At 56.5% G+C, this 15,291-nt stretch carries 12 protein-coding genes; 3 read left to right on the forward strand and 9 right to left on the reverse strand.

Annotated features, from left to right (window positions below):
• Nucleotides 1-192: 192 nt before the first annotated feature.
• Both RX972_RS19565 and RX972_RS19570 read right to left on the reverse strand, forming a co-directional pair.
• Complete coding sequence (locus RX972_RS19565) at nt 193-873, reverse strand: hypothetical protein (protein WP_316877669.1); 681 nt, start codon at nt 871-873, stop codon at nt 193-195.
• 61 nt (nt 874-934) lie between these two features.
• Nucleotides 935-1,534 (reverse strand): short chain dehydrogenase, encoded by a 600-nt coding sequence (locus RX972_RS19570; protein ID WP_316877670.1) that lies wholly within the window; start codon nt 1,532-1,534, stop codon nt 935-937.
• A 113-nt stretch (nt 1,535-1,647) separates the two neighbouring features.
• On the opposite strand from RX972_RS19570, the gene RX972_RS19575 reads away from it, so the two are divergent.
• On the forward strand, nt 1,648-2,571 hold the full coding sequence (locus tag RX972_RS19575) for a LysR family transcriptional regulator (RefSeq protein ID WP_316877671.1): 924 nt from the start codon (nt 1,648-1,650) through the stop codon (nt 2,569-2,571).
• Nucleotides 2,572-2,820: 249 nt separating this feature from the next.
• Here the strand turns inward: RX972_RS19575 and RX972_RS19580 are convergent, their stop codons facing one another.
• From RX972_RS19580 to RX972_RS19600, 5 genes are all read right to left on the reverse strand, one after another.
• The gene (locus tag RX972_RS19580; protein WP_027900847.1) at nt 2,821-3,522 is read right to left on the reverse strand and encodes an ABC transporter ATP-binding protein; all 702 of its coding nucleotides are present in this window, start codon (nt 3,520-3,522) and stop codon (nt 2,821-2,823) included.
• A complete protein-coding gene (livG, locus tag RX972_RS19585; protein WP_027900848.1) occupies nt 3,523-4,290 on the reverse strand; it encodes a high-affinity branched-chain amino acid ABC transporter ATP-binding protein LivG in 768 nt (255 codons plus the stop codon). It lies immediately after the preceding gene.
• On the reverse strand, nt 4,287-5,543 hold the full coding sequence (locus tag RX972_RS19590) for a high-affinity branched-chain amino acid ABC transporter permease LivM (RefSeq protein WP_255883940.1): 1,257 nt from the start codon (nt 5,541-5,543) through the stop codon (nt 4,287-4,289). Before RX972_RS19590 ends, livG begins: the two co-directional genes overlap by 4 nt.
• Entirely contained in the window at nt 5,540-6,469 is a 930-nt protein-coding gene (gene livH, locus RX972_RS19595; RefSeq protein WP_099270753.1) for a high-affinity branched-chain amino acid ABC transporter permease LivH, read from the reverse strand. Before livH ends, RX972_RS19590 begins: the two co-directional genes overlap by 4 nt.
• A gap of 215 nt (nt 6,470-6,684) precedes the next feature.
• Entirely contained in the window at nt 6,685-7,812 is a 1,128-nt protein-coding gene (locus RX972_RS19600) for a branched-chain amino acid ABC transporter substrate-binding protein (protein ID WP_099270752.1), read from the reverse strand.
• 326 nt (nt 7,813-8,138) lie between these two features.
• Between RX972_RS19600 and RX972_RS19605 the strand changes: the two genes are divergently transcribed.
• Nucleotides 8,139-8,444: a DUF2288 domain-containing protein gene (locus tag RX972_RS19605; RefSeq protein ID WP_316877679.1), complete on the forward strand. Its 306-nt coding sequence runs from the start codon at nt 8,139-8,141 to the stop codon at nt 8,442-8,444.
• Between the two features lie 327 nt (nt 8,445-8,771).
• Here RX972_RS19605 and RX972_RS19610 read toward each other — a convergent pair whose 3' ends face one another.
• Entirely contained in the window at nt 8,772-10,841 is a 2,070-nt protein-coding gene (locus RX972_RS19610; protein WP_373562258.1) for a hypothetical protein, read from the reverse strand.
• A gap of 369 nt (nt 10,842-11,210) precedes the next feature.
• On the reverse strand, nt 11,211-13,445 hold the full coding sequence (locus tag RX972_RS19615; RefSeq protein ID WP_316877682.1) for an EAL domain-containing protein: 2,235 nt from the start codon (nt 13,443-13,445) through the stop codon (nt 11,211-11,213).
• Nucleotides 13,446-13,725: 280 nt separating this feature from the next.
• On the opposite strand from RX972_RS19615, the gene RX972_RS19620 reads away from it, so the two are divergent.
• The gene (locus tag RX972_RS19620) at nt 13,726-15,120 is read left to right on the forward strand and encodes an MFS transporter (RefSeq protein WP_316877684.1); all 1,395 of its coding nucleotides are present in this window, start codon (nt 13,726-13,728) and stop codon (nt 15,118-15,120) included.
• Nucleotides 15,121-15,291 lie beyond the last annotated feature (171 nt).

Consider the following 15,291-nt stretch of genomic DNA (forward strand, 5'->3'; position numbering starts at 1 on the left):
ATGTCGGATTACGGGTATGCCGAGCGACAGCGAGGCACCCAGTGGTGGGGCAAGAGCGTTTTGGTTACTTTTGCGCTGTTCAAAAGTGACGCGCTGTAAAAGCGCAACCAATACCAGCCATTACCCCAAAAACGGATATGTACCCAAAACCACTAAATGCCACGATAAAGATGACGCCGATCTCAACCCCGATCAATCATCCCGCGACCCGCCGTAATACCCGCAACCCCGCGCGGTCTCGCCGTTGATCCGCAACTCGGCAGTCAAATGCTGCACCGAGCCATCCACGCTATCAACGCAACGCTGTGGCGCAACCCAGAGCTCCATCTTGTTGCCGTTAGCCTCACTGCTCACGCTGAACCGACCGTCCGGCAGTTGCTCTTCCACATACGGCACAGCAATAGAGTCCTTGCCCAGACGCTCAATAACCATGCCTTTGCCACTGACGTTAACGTTCCAGGCCGGTTTGTTACCGTTGACGTGCAACGTCAGACGCTTGAAATTGGGGTCCTCACAGGCCTGACCTGCGCGTTCGACGCGGTACACCTGACGCAGGTCCAGCTGGCCATCGCTGTCGACCGCTTTACTGGCGACGAACACACCGCGCAGGTCGGCGAAGACCTTGCCGGAGCTGTCCGCCAGGGAAGTCGCTTCCTGCAGGATGCCAGTATTGCTGCCGTCCTTGACCACGTAACGACGCTGCTCATTACACGGCTGGAACATCAGCTTGCCGCTATCGCCGGTCAGATTGCCCTGCATGCGAATCCAGCCAGCCTTCGAGACGGGGTCTGAACCGGAGTGAGAGGCAAGAATCTGGCAGCCAGCGAACAGTGGCAACAGCGCGACGAGCAGAGCGGAACGAACAGCAAACATTGAGTGGTCTCCAGACATGTGCCGCCACGTTACTCAGCCTGCGGCCCCATCACAAGAGGCATTAACCAACGTGATACGTCTGACCGGTCTGCAGGCCCTCGACACTTTTTGCGTAAGCCAGCGCTACATCGGTTGCGGGCACCGGTTTGAAACCCCGGAAATAAGGCGCATAGCTGTCCATGGCTTCAACCAGAACATTAGGGCTGACCGAGTTGACCCGCATACCGCGTGGCAACTCTATGGCCGCTGCCCGGACGAAAGCGTCGATGGCACCATTGACCAGACTGGCCGAACTACCCGAACGGATCGGATCGTGACTGAGTACACCGGTAGTTAACGTGAACGACGCGCCGTCGTTGGCGAACTCCCGACCGATCAGCAGCAGGTTGACCTGGCCCATCAATTTGTCCTGCAAGCCAAGGGCGAAGTCGCTTTCAGTCATTTCGGCCAGCGGCGCGAACTTCACATTGCCAGCGGCGCAGACCACAGCATCGAATCGGCCTATCCGTTCGAACAGTTTTCGGATTGAAGCGCTGTCACTAATATCCACCTGCTCTTCTCCACTGTTGCGGCCTGCGCGGACGATCTCGTGACGTTGGGCCAGTTCCTGGGCGATGGCCGAGCCAATGGTGCCACTTGCACCAATCAATAAAATTTTCATGCTGTCGCTCCGAAGATTCATTCATGGATGTCGAGGGACAGTGTAGGGTCGCTATTTGCCGTCGATAAGCGTGCTAATAGGCAACCTTTGGTTCTCATAGGGAAACAATAACAGTGAGCGAAATTGATGACCTGGCAGCCTTTGCGGTACTGATCGACGCGGGAAGTTTCACGGCTGCTGCGGCCCGTCTGGGTTGCAGCAAAGGTTACCTGTCCAAGCGGATCAGCCAGATGGAGCAGGCTTATGGCGTGATGCTGCTGCACCGAAGCACCCGCAGCCTCAGCCTCACTTCTGCTGGCGCAGCGTTGTTGCCGCAAGGGCAGCAGTTGTTGGCCAGCATGGAGCGGGCGCGCAATATCGTTGAGCTGATGCGCGATGACATGGTGGGTCAGGTACGTGTCACGGCCCCGGTTTCTTTGGGGGAGACGTTTTTTGAAGGTTTGCTCATGGAGTTTTCTGCGCAATACCCGCAAGTTAAGGTCGAGCTGGAGCTCAATAACGCTTTTCGTGACCTGCGTCGCGATGGTTTTGATCTGGCTATCCGCTCCCATGTGGCCAGTGATGAACGCCTCGTCGCCAAGCCGTTGCTTGCCATGCAGGAGCTGACGTGTGCCAGCAGTGCTTATTTACAACTTCATGGACAGCCAAATAGCCCTCACGAGCTGATTACGCACAGTTGCCTGCTGAACAGTCATTACAGCGGTCGCAACGAGTGGCTCTATCACCAGAACCATGAGCTCACCAGGGTTCAGGTCAACGGTACGTTCGCCAGTAATCATTACGGTTTATTGAAGAAGGCGGCACTGGTGGGTGCCGGGATCGCCCGATTGCCGTCGTACATGGTGCATGCCGAGATCAACGACGGTCGCTTGCACTGGCTGTTCCGCGATTATCAGACCAGTACTTCGCCGCTGTTTCTGGTGCACCCGTATGAAGGTGAATTACCCAAGCGCATGCAGGTGTTGGCCGATTATCTGTTGAGCTGGTTTCAGCGCAGCAGTGCGGCGCTTGAGCGGTTGGGGGTGAGTGATACCTGAGGCAGTTTGCTGCCTGAATCCGAAGGCAGGCCCCTGGGATATTCTATGTCGAACCAATTCCTGTGCAGACTGTGTGGGAGCGAATTTATTCGCGAAGGGGCCGGTACATACGCAGCAGATGTATTGACTGAAATACCGCCTTCGCGAATAAATTCGCTCCCACACAGCCTGCACAGGTCCAGCGTTAAATGTGATACGTCACTGTAATAAAAAACGGCCCGAAGGCCGTTTTCTTATTGCAGCGAATCATCAACCACCCAAATAGGCATCACGCACTTTCGGGTCTACCAGCAGTTCTTCACCGGTGCCTTGCATCACCACACGACCGTTTTCCAGCACATAGGCCCGGTCGGCGATCTTCAAGGCCTGGTTGGCGTTTTGCTCGACCAGAAACACCGTCACGCCATCACGACGCAGTTGTTCGACGATCTCGAAAATCTGCTGAATGATGATCGGCGCCAAACCCAGTGAGGGCTCGTCCAGCAACAGCAGCTTGGGCTTGCTCATCAGCGCACGGCCGATCGCGAGCATTTGCTGTTCGCCGCCGGACATGGTGCCGCCGCGTTGGTTGAAGCGTTCTTTCAGGCGCGGGAACAGGTGCAGGACTTTGTCCATCTGCTCCTGATAGTCGTCTTTTTCTGTGAAGAAGCCGCCCATGGCGAGGTTCTCTTCCACGGTCAGACGCGCAAACACGCGACGGCCTTCCGGGACCACGGCGATGCTTTTACGCATGATCACCGAGGATTCCAGACCGACCAGTTCTTCACCCATGTAACGGATGCTGCCGCTGTGGGCGCGGGGCGAACCGCACAAGGTCATCAGCAGCGTGGATTTACCCGCACCGTTGGCACCGATGAGCGTCACGATCTCGCCCTGGCGCACGTCTACATTGACGTCGTGCAAGGCTTGGATCTTGCCGTAGAAGGTGGAAACGTTTTCGAATTGCAGCATTTACGCTTCCCCCAGGTAGGCTTTGATCACTTCAGGATTGTCGCGAATCTGTGCCGGCGTACCGTCAGCCAGCGGTGTGCCCTGATTGATCACCACAATGTGGTCGGAAATGCTCATCACCAGCTTCATGTCGTGTTCGATCAACAGAACAGTCGCGTTGTGATCGTTACGCAGTACGCCGATCAAAGCCTTGAGGTCTTCGGTTTCCTTCGGATTCAGACCTGCAGCAGGCTCGTCGAGCATCAGGATGCGCGGACGGGTCATCATGCAGCGGGCGATTTCCAGACGGCGTTGCTGACCATAGGCGAGGGTGCCCGCCGTACGGTTGGCGAACTCCTTGAGGTTGACCGCTTCCAGCCAGTGAGCAGCATATTCCATGGCCTCCTGCTCACTGCGACGGAACGCCGGAGTGCGGAACAGGCCGGACAGGAAATTGGTGTTCAGGTGACGGTGCTGTGCAACCAGCAGGTTTTCCAGTGCCGTCATTTCCTTGAACAGGCGCACGTTCTGGAAAGTCCGCACCACGCCTTTGCGGGCGATCTGATGACCGGCCAGACCTTGAATCGGCTCGCCGTCGAGCAGAATGGTGCCTGCGGTTGGCTTGTAGAAACCGGTCAGGCAGTTGAATACCGTGGTCTTGCCAGCGCCGTTGGGACCGATCATCGACACGACTTGTTTCTCATTGACGGTCAGGCCTACACCGTTGACCGCCAGCAGACCGCCAAAGCGCATGCTCAGGCCGCTGACTTCGAGGATTGGGCGGCTCATTTGCGCAGCTCCATGTGTGGACGTTGCATGGGCAGCAGACCTTGAGGACGCCAGATCATCATCAGCACCATCATGGCGCCGAACATCAACATGCGGTATTCGCTGAACTCACGCATCAGTTCAGGCAGCAGGATCATGACGATGGCCGCGAGGATTACGCCCAGTTGCGAGCCCATGCCACCCAATACGACGATGGCGAGAATGATCGCCGACTCGATGAAGGTGAACGACTCCGGCGTGATCAGGCCTTGGCGAGCGGCGAAGAAGCTGCCTGCGAAACCGGCAAATGCTGCACCCAGGGTGAAGGCCGACAGCTTGATGATGGTCGGATTCAGGCCCAGCGCACGGCAGGCGATTTCGTCTTCACGCAACGCTTCCCAGGCACGACCGATAGGCATGCGCAGCAGACGGTTGATCACGAACAGCGCAGCCAGTGCCAGCAGCAGAGCAACCAGATACAGGAAGATCACCTTGTTGATCGAGTTGTACGGCAGCCCGAAATACTCGTGGAAGGTCTGCATGCCTTCAGCCGCTTTACGCTCGAACGACAGCCCGAACAGAGTCGGTTTCTCGATGTTGCTGATGCCGTTAGGCCCACCGGTGAGGTCGGTCATGTTGCGCAGCAGCAAGCGAATGATTTCGCCGAAACCCAGGGTCACGATGGCCAGATAGTCGCCGCGCAGACGCAATACCGGGAAGCCCAGCAGGAAGCCGAACAGCGCCGCCATCATTCCCGCAATCGGCAGGCAGATCCAGAAACCCAGGCCGAAGTAGTGGGAGAGGAGGGCGTAGCTGTAGGCACCCACGGCATAGAAGCCGACATAGCCGAGATCCAGCAGGCCGGCCAGACCGACCACGATGTTCAGGCCCAGGCCGAGCATCACGTAGATCAGGATCAGCGTCGCGATGTCCACCGCACCCCGGGAGCCGAAGAACGGCCAGACCAGTGCGATGAGTACCAGGCCGAGAATGATCCAGCGCTGGGTCGAGGGCAGGCTCAGGAAGTTGCTGGCCTTGGCTGGCACCAGTGGCATGTTCGGTGAGGAGCGCCATGCCGCGGTGATCTGCTCATTGAACAGCACGCGCAGAAACATCGCGATGGCACCCGCAATAATCACGCTGACGGTGGTGGTACTGGCGCCAATGACGGCCAGTTTGACGCCGACGATTTCCAGCTTCAGGCCGAAAACCGGGTAGGCGACGGCCAGCACCAGCAAGGCGCTGAAAAACGCCGATTTGAGATTCCTGGTCATACTTTTTCAACCTCCGGACGGCCGAGCAGGCCGGTCGGCCGGAACAACAGCACCAATACGAGAAGACCGAAAGCCACCACATCCTTGTATTGGTCGCCGAAGATGTCGGCACCAAACGCTTCTGCCACGCCGAGCACCAGACCACCGAGCATCGCGCCCGGGATGCTGCCGATACCGCCCAGTACCGCTGCGGTAAAGGCTTTGATGCCGACCAGGAAACCCGCGTTGGGGTTGATCACACCGTACTGCATGCTCAGCAATACGGCAGCGACCGCCGCCAGTGCTGCACCGATAACGAAGGTCAGGGCAATAATGTTGTTGGTGTTGATACCCAACAGGTTGGCCATCTTGATGTCTTCCGCACAGGCGCGGCAGGCGCGACCCAGACGGGAGCGGGAGATGAACCAGGTCAGGCCGAGCATCGCGATCAGTGTCACGACGAAGATCAGCACCTGCATATAGGAAATCACGACTTCATGGGTGCTGGCCGAGCCAAACACGAAGTTGCCGGGAATCAGGTTGGGGATCGATTTATCTTTTGAGTCCTGAGACAGCAGAACCGAGTTCTGCAGAAAGATCGACATACCAATGGCAGAGATCAGCGGGATCAGACGGTTACTGCCACGTAGCGGTCGATAGGCCACGCGTTCGATGGAATAACCATAGGCGCTAGTGACGACGATACTCGCGACAAACGCTGCAGTGATAACCAGCGGCAGGCTGTCGATGCCCATCATGGTCAAACCGGCGATGGCGATGAACGCGACGTAGGAACCGATCATGTACACCTCGCCGTGGGCGAAGTTGATCATGCCGATGATGCCGTAGACCATCGTGTAACCGATGGCGATCAAGGCATAAGTGCTGCCAATGGTCAGACCATTAACCAGCTGTTGGAAGAAGTGATAGATATCTATCTCGGGCATTACAGCGTGCTCCTAAAAACCTGCTCTATGTTTCACTGGTGAAGTCTTGGCCGCTTGCACGTCGTGGTATGTGTCCACGTTGGATACAAGCCCAGTGAATCACTGGTGACGGTTTCAAGATGGTCAGCGACAGGTGGTCTTGTGGATCGCCTGCGCTCGTAAAACAAAGCCCACTGCGGTTGCAGTGGGCTCTGGGTTCAACTTATGGCGAATGCTTACTTCACAGGCGCTTCAGTTTTGGTGCCGTCTTTGTGCCAGGTGTAGACCACGAATTTGAAGTCTTTCAGGTCACCCTTGTCATCGAACGACAGGTCGCCGGTTGGCGTCTTGAAGGTGCCAGCGTGGATAGCTTTGGCCACTTTGTCAGTGTCTTCGCTTTTCGCAGCGGTGATGCCATCAGCAATGACTTGAACCGCAGCGTAAGCCGGGAACACGAACGGACCGCTTGGATCTTCTTTCTTGGCCTTGAACGCTTCAACCAGAGCCTTGTTGGCCGGGTCCTGGTCGAACGAAGCAGGCAAGGTGACCAGCAGGCCTTCGGACGCATCCTGAGCGATCTGCGAGATCGACGCGTTACCCACGCCTTCCGGACCCATGAAACCGGCTTTCAGACCTTTTTCCTGAGCTTGACGCAGGATCAGGCCCAGTTCTGGGTGGTAACCGCCGTAGTAAACGAAGTCGACGTTGGCTTGTTTCATCTTCGCGATCAGCGACGAGAAGTCTTTGTCGCCAGCGTTGATGCCTTCGAACAGCGCGACTTTTACGCCGTCTTTTTCCAGCGTCTGCTTGACGGCAGTGGCGATGCCTTCACCGTACTGTTGCTTGTCGTGGATGACGGCGACGGTTTTAGGTTTGACCTGTTTGGCGATGTAGTTGCCAGCCGCCGGGCCTTGCGCACTGTCCAGACCAATGGTGCGGAAGATCAGCTTGTAGCCACGTGCAGTGATTTCCGGGCTGGTTGCAGCCGGAGTCACCATGATGATGCCTTCGTCTTCGTAGATGTCCGAAGCCGGTTGGGTGGAGCTGGAGCACAGGTGGCCGACCACGAACTTGACGCCGTCGTTGACGACTTTGTTGGCTACCGCGACCGCTTGTTTCGGATCGCAGGCATCATCGTATTCAACGACTTCGAGTTTCTTGCCATCGACGCCGCCTTTGGCGTTGATCTGCTCAATGGCCATTTTTGCGCCGCTGAACTGCATGTCGCCGTACTGGGCAACTGCGCCGGTCTTTGGACCTGCGATGCCGATCTTGATGGTGTCTGCTGCGAACGAATGGCTGGCAACCCCCGCCATAACCAATGCGGCAAACAGCCTGGAAAGCTTCTTGGTACCCTTAGTCATGATGCTCCACTCTTGTGTTTTAATTTTTATAATCCTGATGCCTAGGCAGCGGGACCGGATTTTAAACACCGATCAGCCCCCCGGCAAACTGTACCGGAACAGTTTAGAGCGCCGGTCAATGGCTTGAATAGCTAGCCGCAGGGGGCAAAAACGATCAATGTCGCTTAATCGTAAGAAAGATACAGAATCATGCGGTTCGACCTGTCCAATCGACCTCTAAACCCCTGGTTTTCCTGATCTTCCCTGCAATCAATTACTTGTATCTGGGTTTGTCTTGAGCGGACTCGGCGCTATCATTCGCGTCGATTTTCTTTTCGGTGAAACCCATGAGCGAAGAACCAAGCACCCTCTATGCCAAACTGCTCGGCGAAACGGCATCAATTACCTGGACCGAGCTTCAGCCGTTCTTTGCGCGAGGTGCCCTGTTGTGGGTCGAGCCGACGCTGGATTTGATCGAGGTGGCACAGGCGGTTGCGCAGAACGAAGCGGATAAAGTCAGTGCATGGCTTGCCAGTGGTGAAGTCGGCAAGGTGGCTGAAGCCAAGGCGCTAGAGCTTTTGGAGCGTGATCCGGTGCTCTGGGCCGTCGTGGTGGCTCCCTGGGTTCTGGTCCAGGACAGGGCACCCGCTTAGTTAGCGATCTTTTTTGGTGCGAAGCGCGGGTTCAAGTGGGAAGTCTGGTAACTGCGCAGGGGAGTTCGGGGTAGCGAAATATCTCAACAGGCTGCGCAGAATCTCTTGGAGATTTCATGGCAAGCCTCTTGGCTCAATTCCCCGTGGGAGATTCTACGTTGGCCCGCGAACACAAACCTGAGGGAGCGAATTCATTCGCGAAGGGGCCGGTACATTCGTATCGACTGAAACACCGCCTTCCCGAATGAATTCGGTCCCACAGGTTAATCATGGGCCTGAGATCGTGGCTAACCTGTGAGCACGGTGCTGATTCGCAAGTCGCCGGCGTTACTTCACCCCGTAATCCGTCTTGCCCGTATGCTGATTCAGTGAAATGACCCGGGTCTTGCCGATGCGGTGACGATAAATTTCGCGCAGGTATTTGACGGCCTTTTTCACGCTCTCGCGGGAGATGCGGATGTCATTGATCGAGACAAACCTGGATTTGTCTTCGATCAACTCGCGGTACTTCTTCTCGTACATCGGCTTGATCGCGTACCAGTTGGTGTCGAGGATCTTGGCCGGGTTCTCGTATTCGTTCAGCAATTCATCAACGCGGTCTTCGTCAAATTCTTCGCTGACGATGAAGTCCAGAATCGCGTTGTCCAGTGTGTCGTCGAAACGGTACTGGTTTTTCGCGAAGCAGCGCTTGATGAACGCCACGATCAGGGTCAGGAAGTCATCCGACAGGCACGGACTTTTCGCGATCAACGTCGTCAGCGACAAGTTGGCCGACGCGCCGATCACCAATGCATAACGCTTGAGCGTGGTGTTGGGGAACAGGCTGTTGAGGTGCGTCTTCAGCCGGTTCAGGTCCATATAGGACAGCTTGTAGTCTTTGGGCAGGGAGACGATGGACACCACCGACGAGCAGTTCTTGAAGAAGTGCAGGTCGTGGAGTGCCGCGGCGTCGTAGCCCGAAGTCTTGTACTGATCCAGTGCCGCACGATAACGCTTGGACTCGATCGGCAACAGGCTGATGCCTTCAATGGCCTGGGTCACTTTGTTGAAGTGTGGCAGGTCAATGGAGCGGAAGAACAAGTCATCGATGTTCAGGCGTGGCGGTTCTTTTTCGAACACCTTGAACTTGTCAGAACCTGGCGCCGGACTTTCCGGGACCACCGATTCGGCATAGGCAATCGCCACCGGACCCGCCAGACTCATGAACAGGTCGTTGGCATCCAGACGAATCGTCTCGCCAATATCGATGCCTGCGCGTCGGAAGTAGTTCTGGTCGTAGTCAGTCGTCACCGCCTGAGCGGTAAGAATGTTGAAGATCTGCTGCGAGATGTACTGGTTGGCGTGACGCTCCATGGCGTTCACGTCAATGTTCTCGATGTTGCCGTCGTCGCTGGCTTCGGCGTAACGCATGATGTCATTGGAGATCAGCATCATGGCGTTCCAGGGGCGAATACGGCCCATGACGCTGGCTTCGCTGCTGTCTTCGTTTTCGAAGTTGTATGAGAAGTCCCATTCTTCCGACAGGTATTTGCACAGCAGGCGACCAGCGTTGATGTGCAGGGCTTCGGACATTTCGCTGCGGTGATCGGAAATGTTTGGGAGCACGCAAATGCCGCTGGTGAAGATCGGCTCGAACACAAAGGACCGGCCACGCTTGCTGTCGTTTTCGTCAGTCGGCCGGGTGTCGAACGTCTTGTTCATGTACGAGAACTGTTGCGCCAGACCGAACTCGGAGGCCATGCCTGAACCGGTACCGCCACCCGCACTGAAGATGTAGAAATACAGCCGCGACTGGTTGGCCTTGATGCCGCACGAGTCGATCAGGTACGAGTGAATCAGTTTCCAGTCAGCGCTGGAGAAGTGGTTGGTGTCCTTGTTCAGGATGATCTTGGCCAGATACTGACCGAGAATTGGGGCGTTGCCCGCACCGCCCGCATGAACCTCTGAAAGGTCCATGATCTTCATTTTGCTGTAGTCGTTGATGAACCCGCTTTTCTCGCCCTTGCGCGAGAAACGGATGCGACCGGCAATGTCTTTGTCCAGGTCGCCGAGCATAACCAGTGGCTCGACCAGAAAAACTGGCTTGCTCGCTTTGTTTTGCACCAGTCGCAGGTTGTTGCGGATCCAGCGGACCGGGCTATAGCGCTTGTCTTCGCTCAGACGGTCTTCATTTTCGAACTGATTGAGATAGAACTTGCGTGCGTTGTAGACCAGTTCGGCAACATCCAGAGCAATGTTGGAACCGCAGCGCCCCAGACCGATCAGGCATACCGAGGGGAACTGCTGTTCGCTGCGCAGGACGTTGTCTTCGATATGGGCAGGTTGCGGGAAAACCGAATCGCGCAGACCATCAAGGTTATCCAGGATGCGATCTGTGTCGGTTTCCGTGAAATACATGTACTGCTGAGCGGGAACTGGCTTGGGCTGATAGTAGGTGCCCGGAAGGCCGGTGGCCTTTTCGGCAGCGAGTGCATTTAATGGTCCGTATATCGCACCAGCAGAATCATTCTTATTGGTCATCGTGCGCCATTAGCTTGAGGAGGGCGGCGATGCAGCAGCTGTCATCGCGCCGTCGCTGATAGAGAAATCACGACTATGCAGTGCGGTTTTTTCAAGAACGATAGGGAAACCCCTATTCAAGAAAAGGGCACGCTCGGTCTGGTCCAGTAAATAGATCGGCGAGCGTACGGGAACCTTTAGCTATTTCAGGCTCAAGAATTGAACCCGGTCAGTTTTTTGCTGTCCCGTCTTTCCCGTACCATTCAGTTAGCGCGCGGGTCCGTGACTCCACTTTTCCGGCATGGGGTTTTGCTGAACAGTCTTCGAGGCGTTCTGGCTGGCGGTTTTACGTTGGTTAAGCTTCTGCACCAGCGGCAGGATTTGCTCAAGGGGCTGTGGCCGACTGACCAGATAGCCCTGAATATAATCGCAGCCATACTTGCTGAGAAACTCCTTCTGCTGCGACGTTTCCACGCCCTCAGTCACGACCTTCAATCGCAGGGTATGGGCCATTACGATGATTGCCTGAACGATTTCCATGTCCTGAGCGGAGCCCGGAATATCGAGAATGAAAGAGCGATCAATCTTGACCGTATCCAGCGGCAGGCGCTTGAGGTAGGCCAGGGATGAGTAGCCTGTGCCGAAATCATCAATGGACAGCGAAACACCCAGGCATCGGATTTGCTTGAGCAAGCCAATGGTGGTGCTGATATTGCCCATGAGCGCGTTCTCGGTGACCTCCAGCTCCAGACGCCGTGCGGGAACATTGGCTTGTCGCAAGGCGCGCTGGATGTCATCGATCAGCGTTTCCCGGGTCAGGTTAAGCGCGGAGCAATTGACCGCAATAATCAGATCGTCGAGACCATTGCCGGACAGTTGCCCAAGGTCCAGGCATGCGCGGCGCAGCACCCAGTTATCAAGATCGGCGATCAGGCCGTTGGTCTCGGCTATCTCGATGAACCGGTCCGGCGTCAGCAAGCCATGCTGCGGGTGCTCCCAGCGCACCAGTGCTTCGAGCTTGGACACCTGGCCGGTGCTGAGATCAACGATGGGCTGGTAATAGACCTGCAGGCCGTTTTCTTCAAGCAGCGCGTTGCGCAGTTCCTCCTCCAGTTGCAGCTCCAGACTGGCTTTGGTCTTGAGGTTGGGGCTGAAAAAGTGCGCCCGGTTGCGGCCGTTGCCTTTGGATTGATAGAGCGCCAGGTCGGCGTGCTTGAGCAGTTCGTCGCAAGTCTGGCCGTCCTGCGGGAAGATACTGATGCCGATACTGGTGGTCATGACCATATGCCGCCCGGCCAGGGCGATCGGTTCTTTCATCTTTTGCATGACCCGATTGGCCAGTTGCTCGGCTTCTTCGTAGTTGTGCAGGCTGATCAGAATGCAGAACTCATCGCCGCCAAAGCGGGACACCACATCATCGCCACGTGTCGCACTGCGAATGCGCTCGGCGATCGCCTTGAGAAGATCATCGCCCGCATCATGCCCAAGGCTGTCGTTGATACGTTTGAAATGGTCGATGTCGAGGAACATCACCGCCATCATTCCGCCGCTGGCGTGATGGTCGGTCAGTTTCTCGGCAAAAGTCTGGTTGAAACCACGGCGGTTGAGCAGGTTGGTCAGTGCGTCGTAATGCGCCACCTGCTGCAGCGACATGCGTGCCTGATCCAGTTGGCTGAGCAATGCGTTCACGCGGCGCAGGTCGTGTTCCTTGCTTTGCAGTTTCTTGTCAGCCATCGACGCGCTGAGGCTGCCCGCGATAATCAGCAGGGCGATGATCGCGATAGTCAGGCCCAGTTGCATGGCGTTTTCGGGAGCTGCCGATTCGAGTGGAATATTTTCGGGAAGCACCAGATTCAGCGACCACATGCCGATCATGTGGGTACCCAGCAAGCCCGCCCCGAGCAACATGCTGGCACCGTATTTGAGCATCTGGTGGAACATGCCGCTGCCCTGACGCAGATAGCTGGGCATTAGCAGAAACACTGCGCCACACAGAATGGACATCAGAATCGAAAGCCCGAACGGACCGGGCTGATAGTACTGAACGGCGGGTGAGCGCAACGCCGACATGCCGACGTAATGCATGATGACCACGCCAAGGCCAATACCAATGGCGCTGAGCAGCCATTGGCCGGGTCCGATGACTTCGTGGCTGATGGCTTTGATCGCGAACGCGCCAGCAATGGCCGCAATAAACAGCGAAGCAATGGTTGTGGGAAGATCGTAGCTGACCTTCATCGGCGTTTCGAACGCGAGCATGCCAATGAAGTGCATAGCCCATGCGCCGCCCGCCAGGCACAGCGCGCCGAGCACTTGCCAGCGTTGCCGACTCTGCTGGTTTTCCGAATGAATGATGCGTTCGCCGATATCCAGCGTCGCCAGGCATGCAGCTGAAATGACGCCGAAGGACAGCGCCATGAGAAAAAGGTTATGCGTACAGTCCAGTAGCAGCATCCCGTCGTGGGATTGACCGGACATCAAGTGCAAACCAAGCCATTCCATAGCGGGCCCCATGTATTCAATGCCAGGGTCGCCAAATCCATGAATGGTGGCGAGTCGATGTCAGTATAGGAGTTGCGCTAAGTGTGCCAACTGGAAAGGGCTGAGGGGTTCAATCAATTTGGAATTAACATAATAGCGATTAGTTATAAGCCTATGCCGCTGCCTCAATGCCAGGTCATCTCTTTCGCGAATGTTTACAGACAGCTATTCGATGGCGCCCTAGATTGACTAGTGATGTCCAGCTTCACGCGTTTTTATAACAATAAAAAGGAGCCCCACCATGCAAGGCACCCCGCAGCCTTTGTCTCCACAGGCGTCCAATGCCTGGCGTGTTCTGTTTTTGCTGTTTCTGGCCAACCTGTTCAACTTTTTTGACCGCACCATTCCGGCAATCATCATTGAGCCGATTCGCATGGAATGGCACTTGAGTGATTTCCAGTTGGGAATCATCGGTACTGCGTTCACGTTGGTGTACGCCATCGCGGGTCTGCCTCTGGGGCGTATGGCCGACAACGGCTCGCGCAAGAAAATCATGGGCTGGGGCCTGGCAGTGTGGAGCGGGCTGACGGCGGTCAACGGCCTGGCGGGCAGTTTCTGGACTTTTCTATTAGTGCGAATGGGCGTCGGTATTGGCGAGGCCAGCTATGCACCGGCGGCCAACTCGCTGATCGGTGACCTGTTCCCTGCCCATCGACGCGCCCGGGCCATGGGCATTTTCATGTTGGGGCTGCCTTTGGGATTGTTGCTGGCGTTCTTCACCATCGGTGCGATGGTGACAGCCTTCGATAGCTGGCGGGCCCCGTTTTTCATTGCGGCCGTGCCGGGGTTGGTGCTGGCGGTGTTCATGTTTTTCATCCGTGAACCCAAGCGGGGTGCGGCGGAAAGTGTGCGCATGTCCGAGGAGAAAATCGAAAAGCCGATTCGTCGCGTGCTTTCGGTGCCGACCTTTGGCTGGCTGGTGCTGGCCGGGCTGACGTTCAACTTTGCGACCTATGCGTGCAACTCTTTCATGGTGCCGATGCTGCAGCGTTATTTTCTGCTGCCCTTGCACGACGCTGCGGTGGCGACCGGGATGATTGTCGGTGTGACGGGGTTGATCGGGTTGACGCTGGGCGGTTGGGTTGCTGACAAATTGCATCAACGTTTCGCCAACGGCCGGCTGTTGTTCGCGGCGGGCAGCATGTTGATTGCGACGCTGGCGACCGGCTATGCGTTGCATGCGGGCCGCATTGAAATCGGTGTGTTCGTGGGAGTTTTCAGCCTGGGGTGGCTGTTTGCATACAACTTCTACACCTGCGTCTACACCGCGATTCAGGATGTGGTCGAGCCCAGGTTGCGGGCGACGGCGATGGCGTTGTTTTTCGCGGGGCTGTATTTGCTGGGCGGCGGGCTGGGTCCCGTGGTGGTCGGTTTGCTGTCAGATCACTTCGCCCATTCGGCCATGGCTGCAGCGGGCACTGAGCAGATGAGCGAGGTTTACAAAGCGGTTGGTCTGCATGACGCGATGTATCTCATCCCGGTGGCGCTGCTCATGACGCTGGTATTTTTGTACCTGGCGTCGCGGTGTTTCAGTCGGGATGCAGCGAGGATGAAGGCGGGGATGGTGGCGGATGAGCCGGGCGAGAATGAATGCGATGAGGCTTCTGTTGGAGCGAGGCTTGCCCGCGAAGAATGAATACGCGGTTTATCTGAATCACCTCATTGACGGCTTCGTCGGAATGCCGCCCAGATCAAGCCTAGCTCCAACAGAGTATGCGATCTTCTGTCGGAGCCGGGCTTGCCCGCGATAAGGCCAGCGCAGTAGGCAGGTATACCGCGTTATCGTTTATCGCGAGCAAGCTCGGCT

Origin of the sequence: Pseudomonas syringae group sp. J309-1, assembly GCF_032582135.1 — a bacterium.
GTDB classification, from domain to species: domain Bacteria; phylum Pseudomonadota; class Gammaproteobacteria; order Pseudomonadales; family Pseudomonadaceae; genus Aquipseudomonas; species Aquipseudomonas quasicaspiana.

Excerpts from the sequence above, each read along its gene's own strand:
- RX972_RS19620 (WP_316877684.1), top strand. The coding sequence starts at position 13,726 with ATGCAAGGCACCCCGCAGCCTTTGTCTCCACAGGCGTCCAATGCCTGG.
- livG (WP_027900848.1), bottom strand. The coding sequence starts at position 4,290 with ATGAGCCGCCCAATCCTCGAAGTCAGCGGCCTGAGCATGCGCTTTGGC.
- RX972_RS19590 (WP_255883940.1), bottom strand. The coding sequence starts at position 5,543 with ATGACCAGGAATCTCAAATCGGCGTTTTTCAGCGCCTTGCTGGTGCTG.
- RX972_RS19580 (WP_027900847.1), bottom strand. The coding sequence starts at position 3,522 with ATGCTGCAATTCGAAAACGTTTCCACCTTCTACGGCAAGATCCAAGCC.
- RX972_RS19600 (WP_099270752.1), bottom strand. The coding sequence starts at position 7,812 with ATGACTAAGGGTACCAAGAAGCTTTCCAGGCTGTTTGCCGCATTGGTT.
- RX972_RS19610 (WP_373562258.1), bottom strand. The coding sequence starts at position 10,841 with ATGTATTTCACGGAAACCGACACAGATCGCATCCTGGATAACCTTGAT.
- RX972_RS19570 (WP_316877670.1), bottom strand. The coding sequence starts at position 1,534 with ATGAAAATTTTATTGATTGGTGCAAGTGGCACCATTGGCTCGGCCATC.
- livH (WP_099270753.1), bottom strand. The coding sequence starts at position 6,469 with ATGCCCGAGATAGATATCTATCACTTCTTCCAACAGCTGGTTAATGGT.
- RX972_RS19565 (WP_316877669.1), bottom strand. The coding sequence starts at position 873 with ATGTTTGCTGTTCGTTCCGCTCTGCTCGTCGCGCTGTTGCCACTGTTC.
- RX972_RS19605 (WP_316877679.1), top strand. The coding sequence starts at position 8,139 with ATGAGCGAAGAACCAAGCACCCTCTATGCCAAACTGCTCGGCGAAACG.
- RX972_RS19615 (WP_316877682.1), bottom strand. The coding sequence starts at position 13,445 with ATGGAATGGCTTGGTTTGCACTTGATGTCCGGTCAATCCCACGACGGG.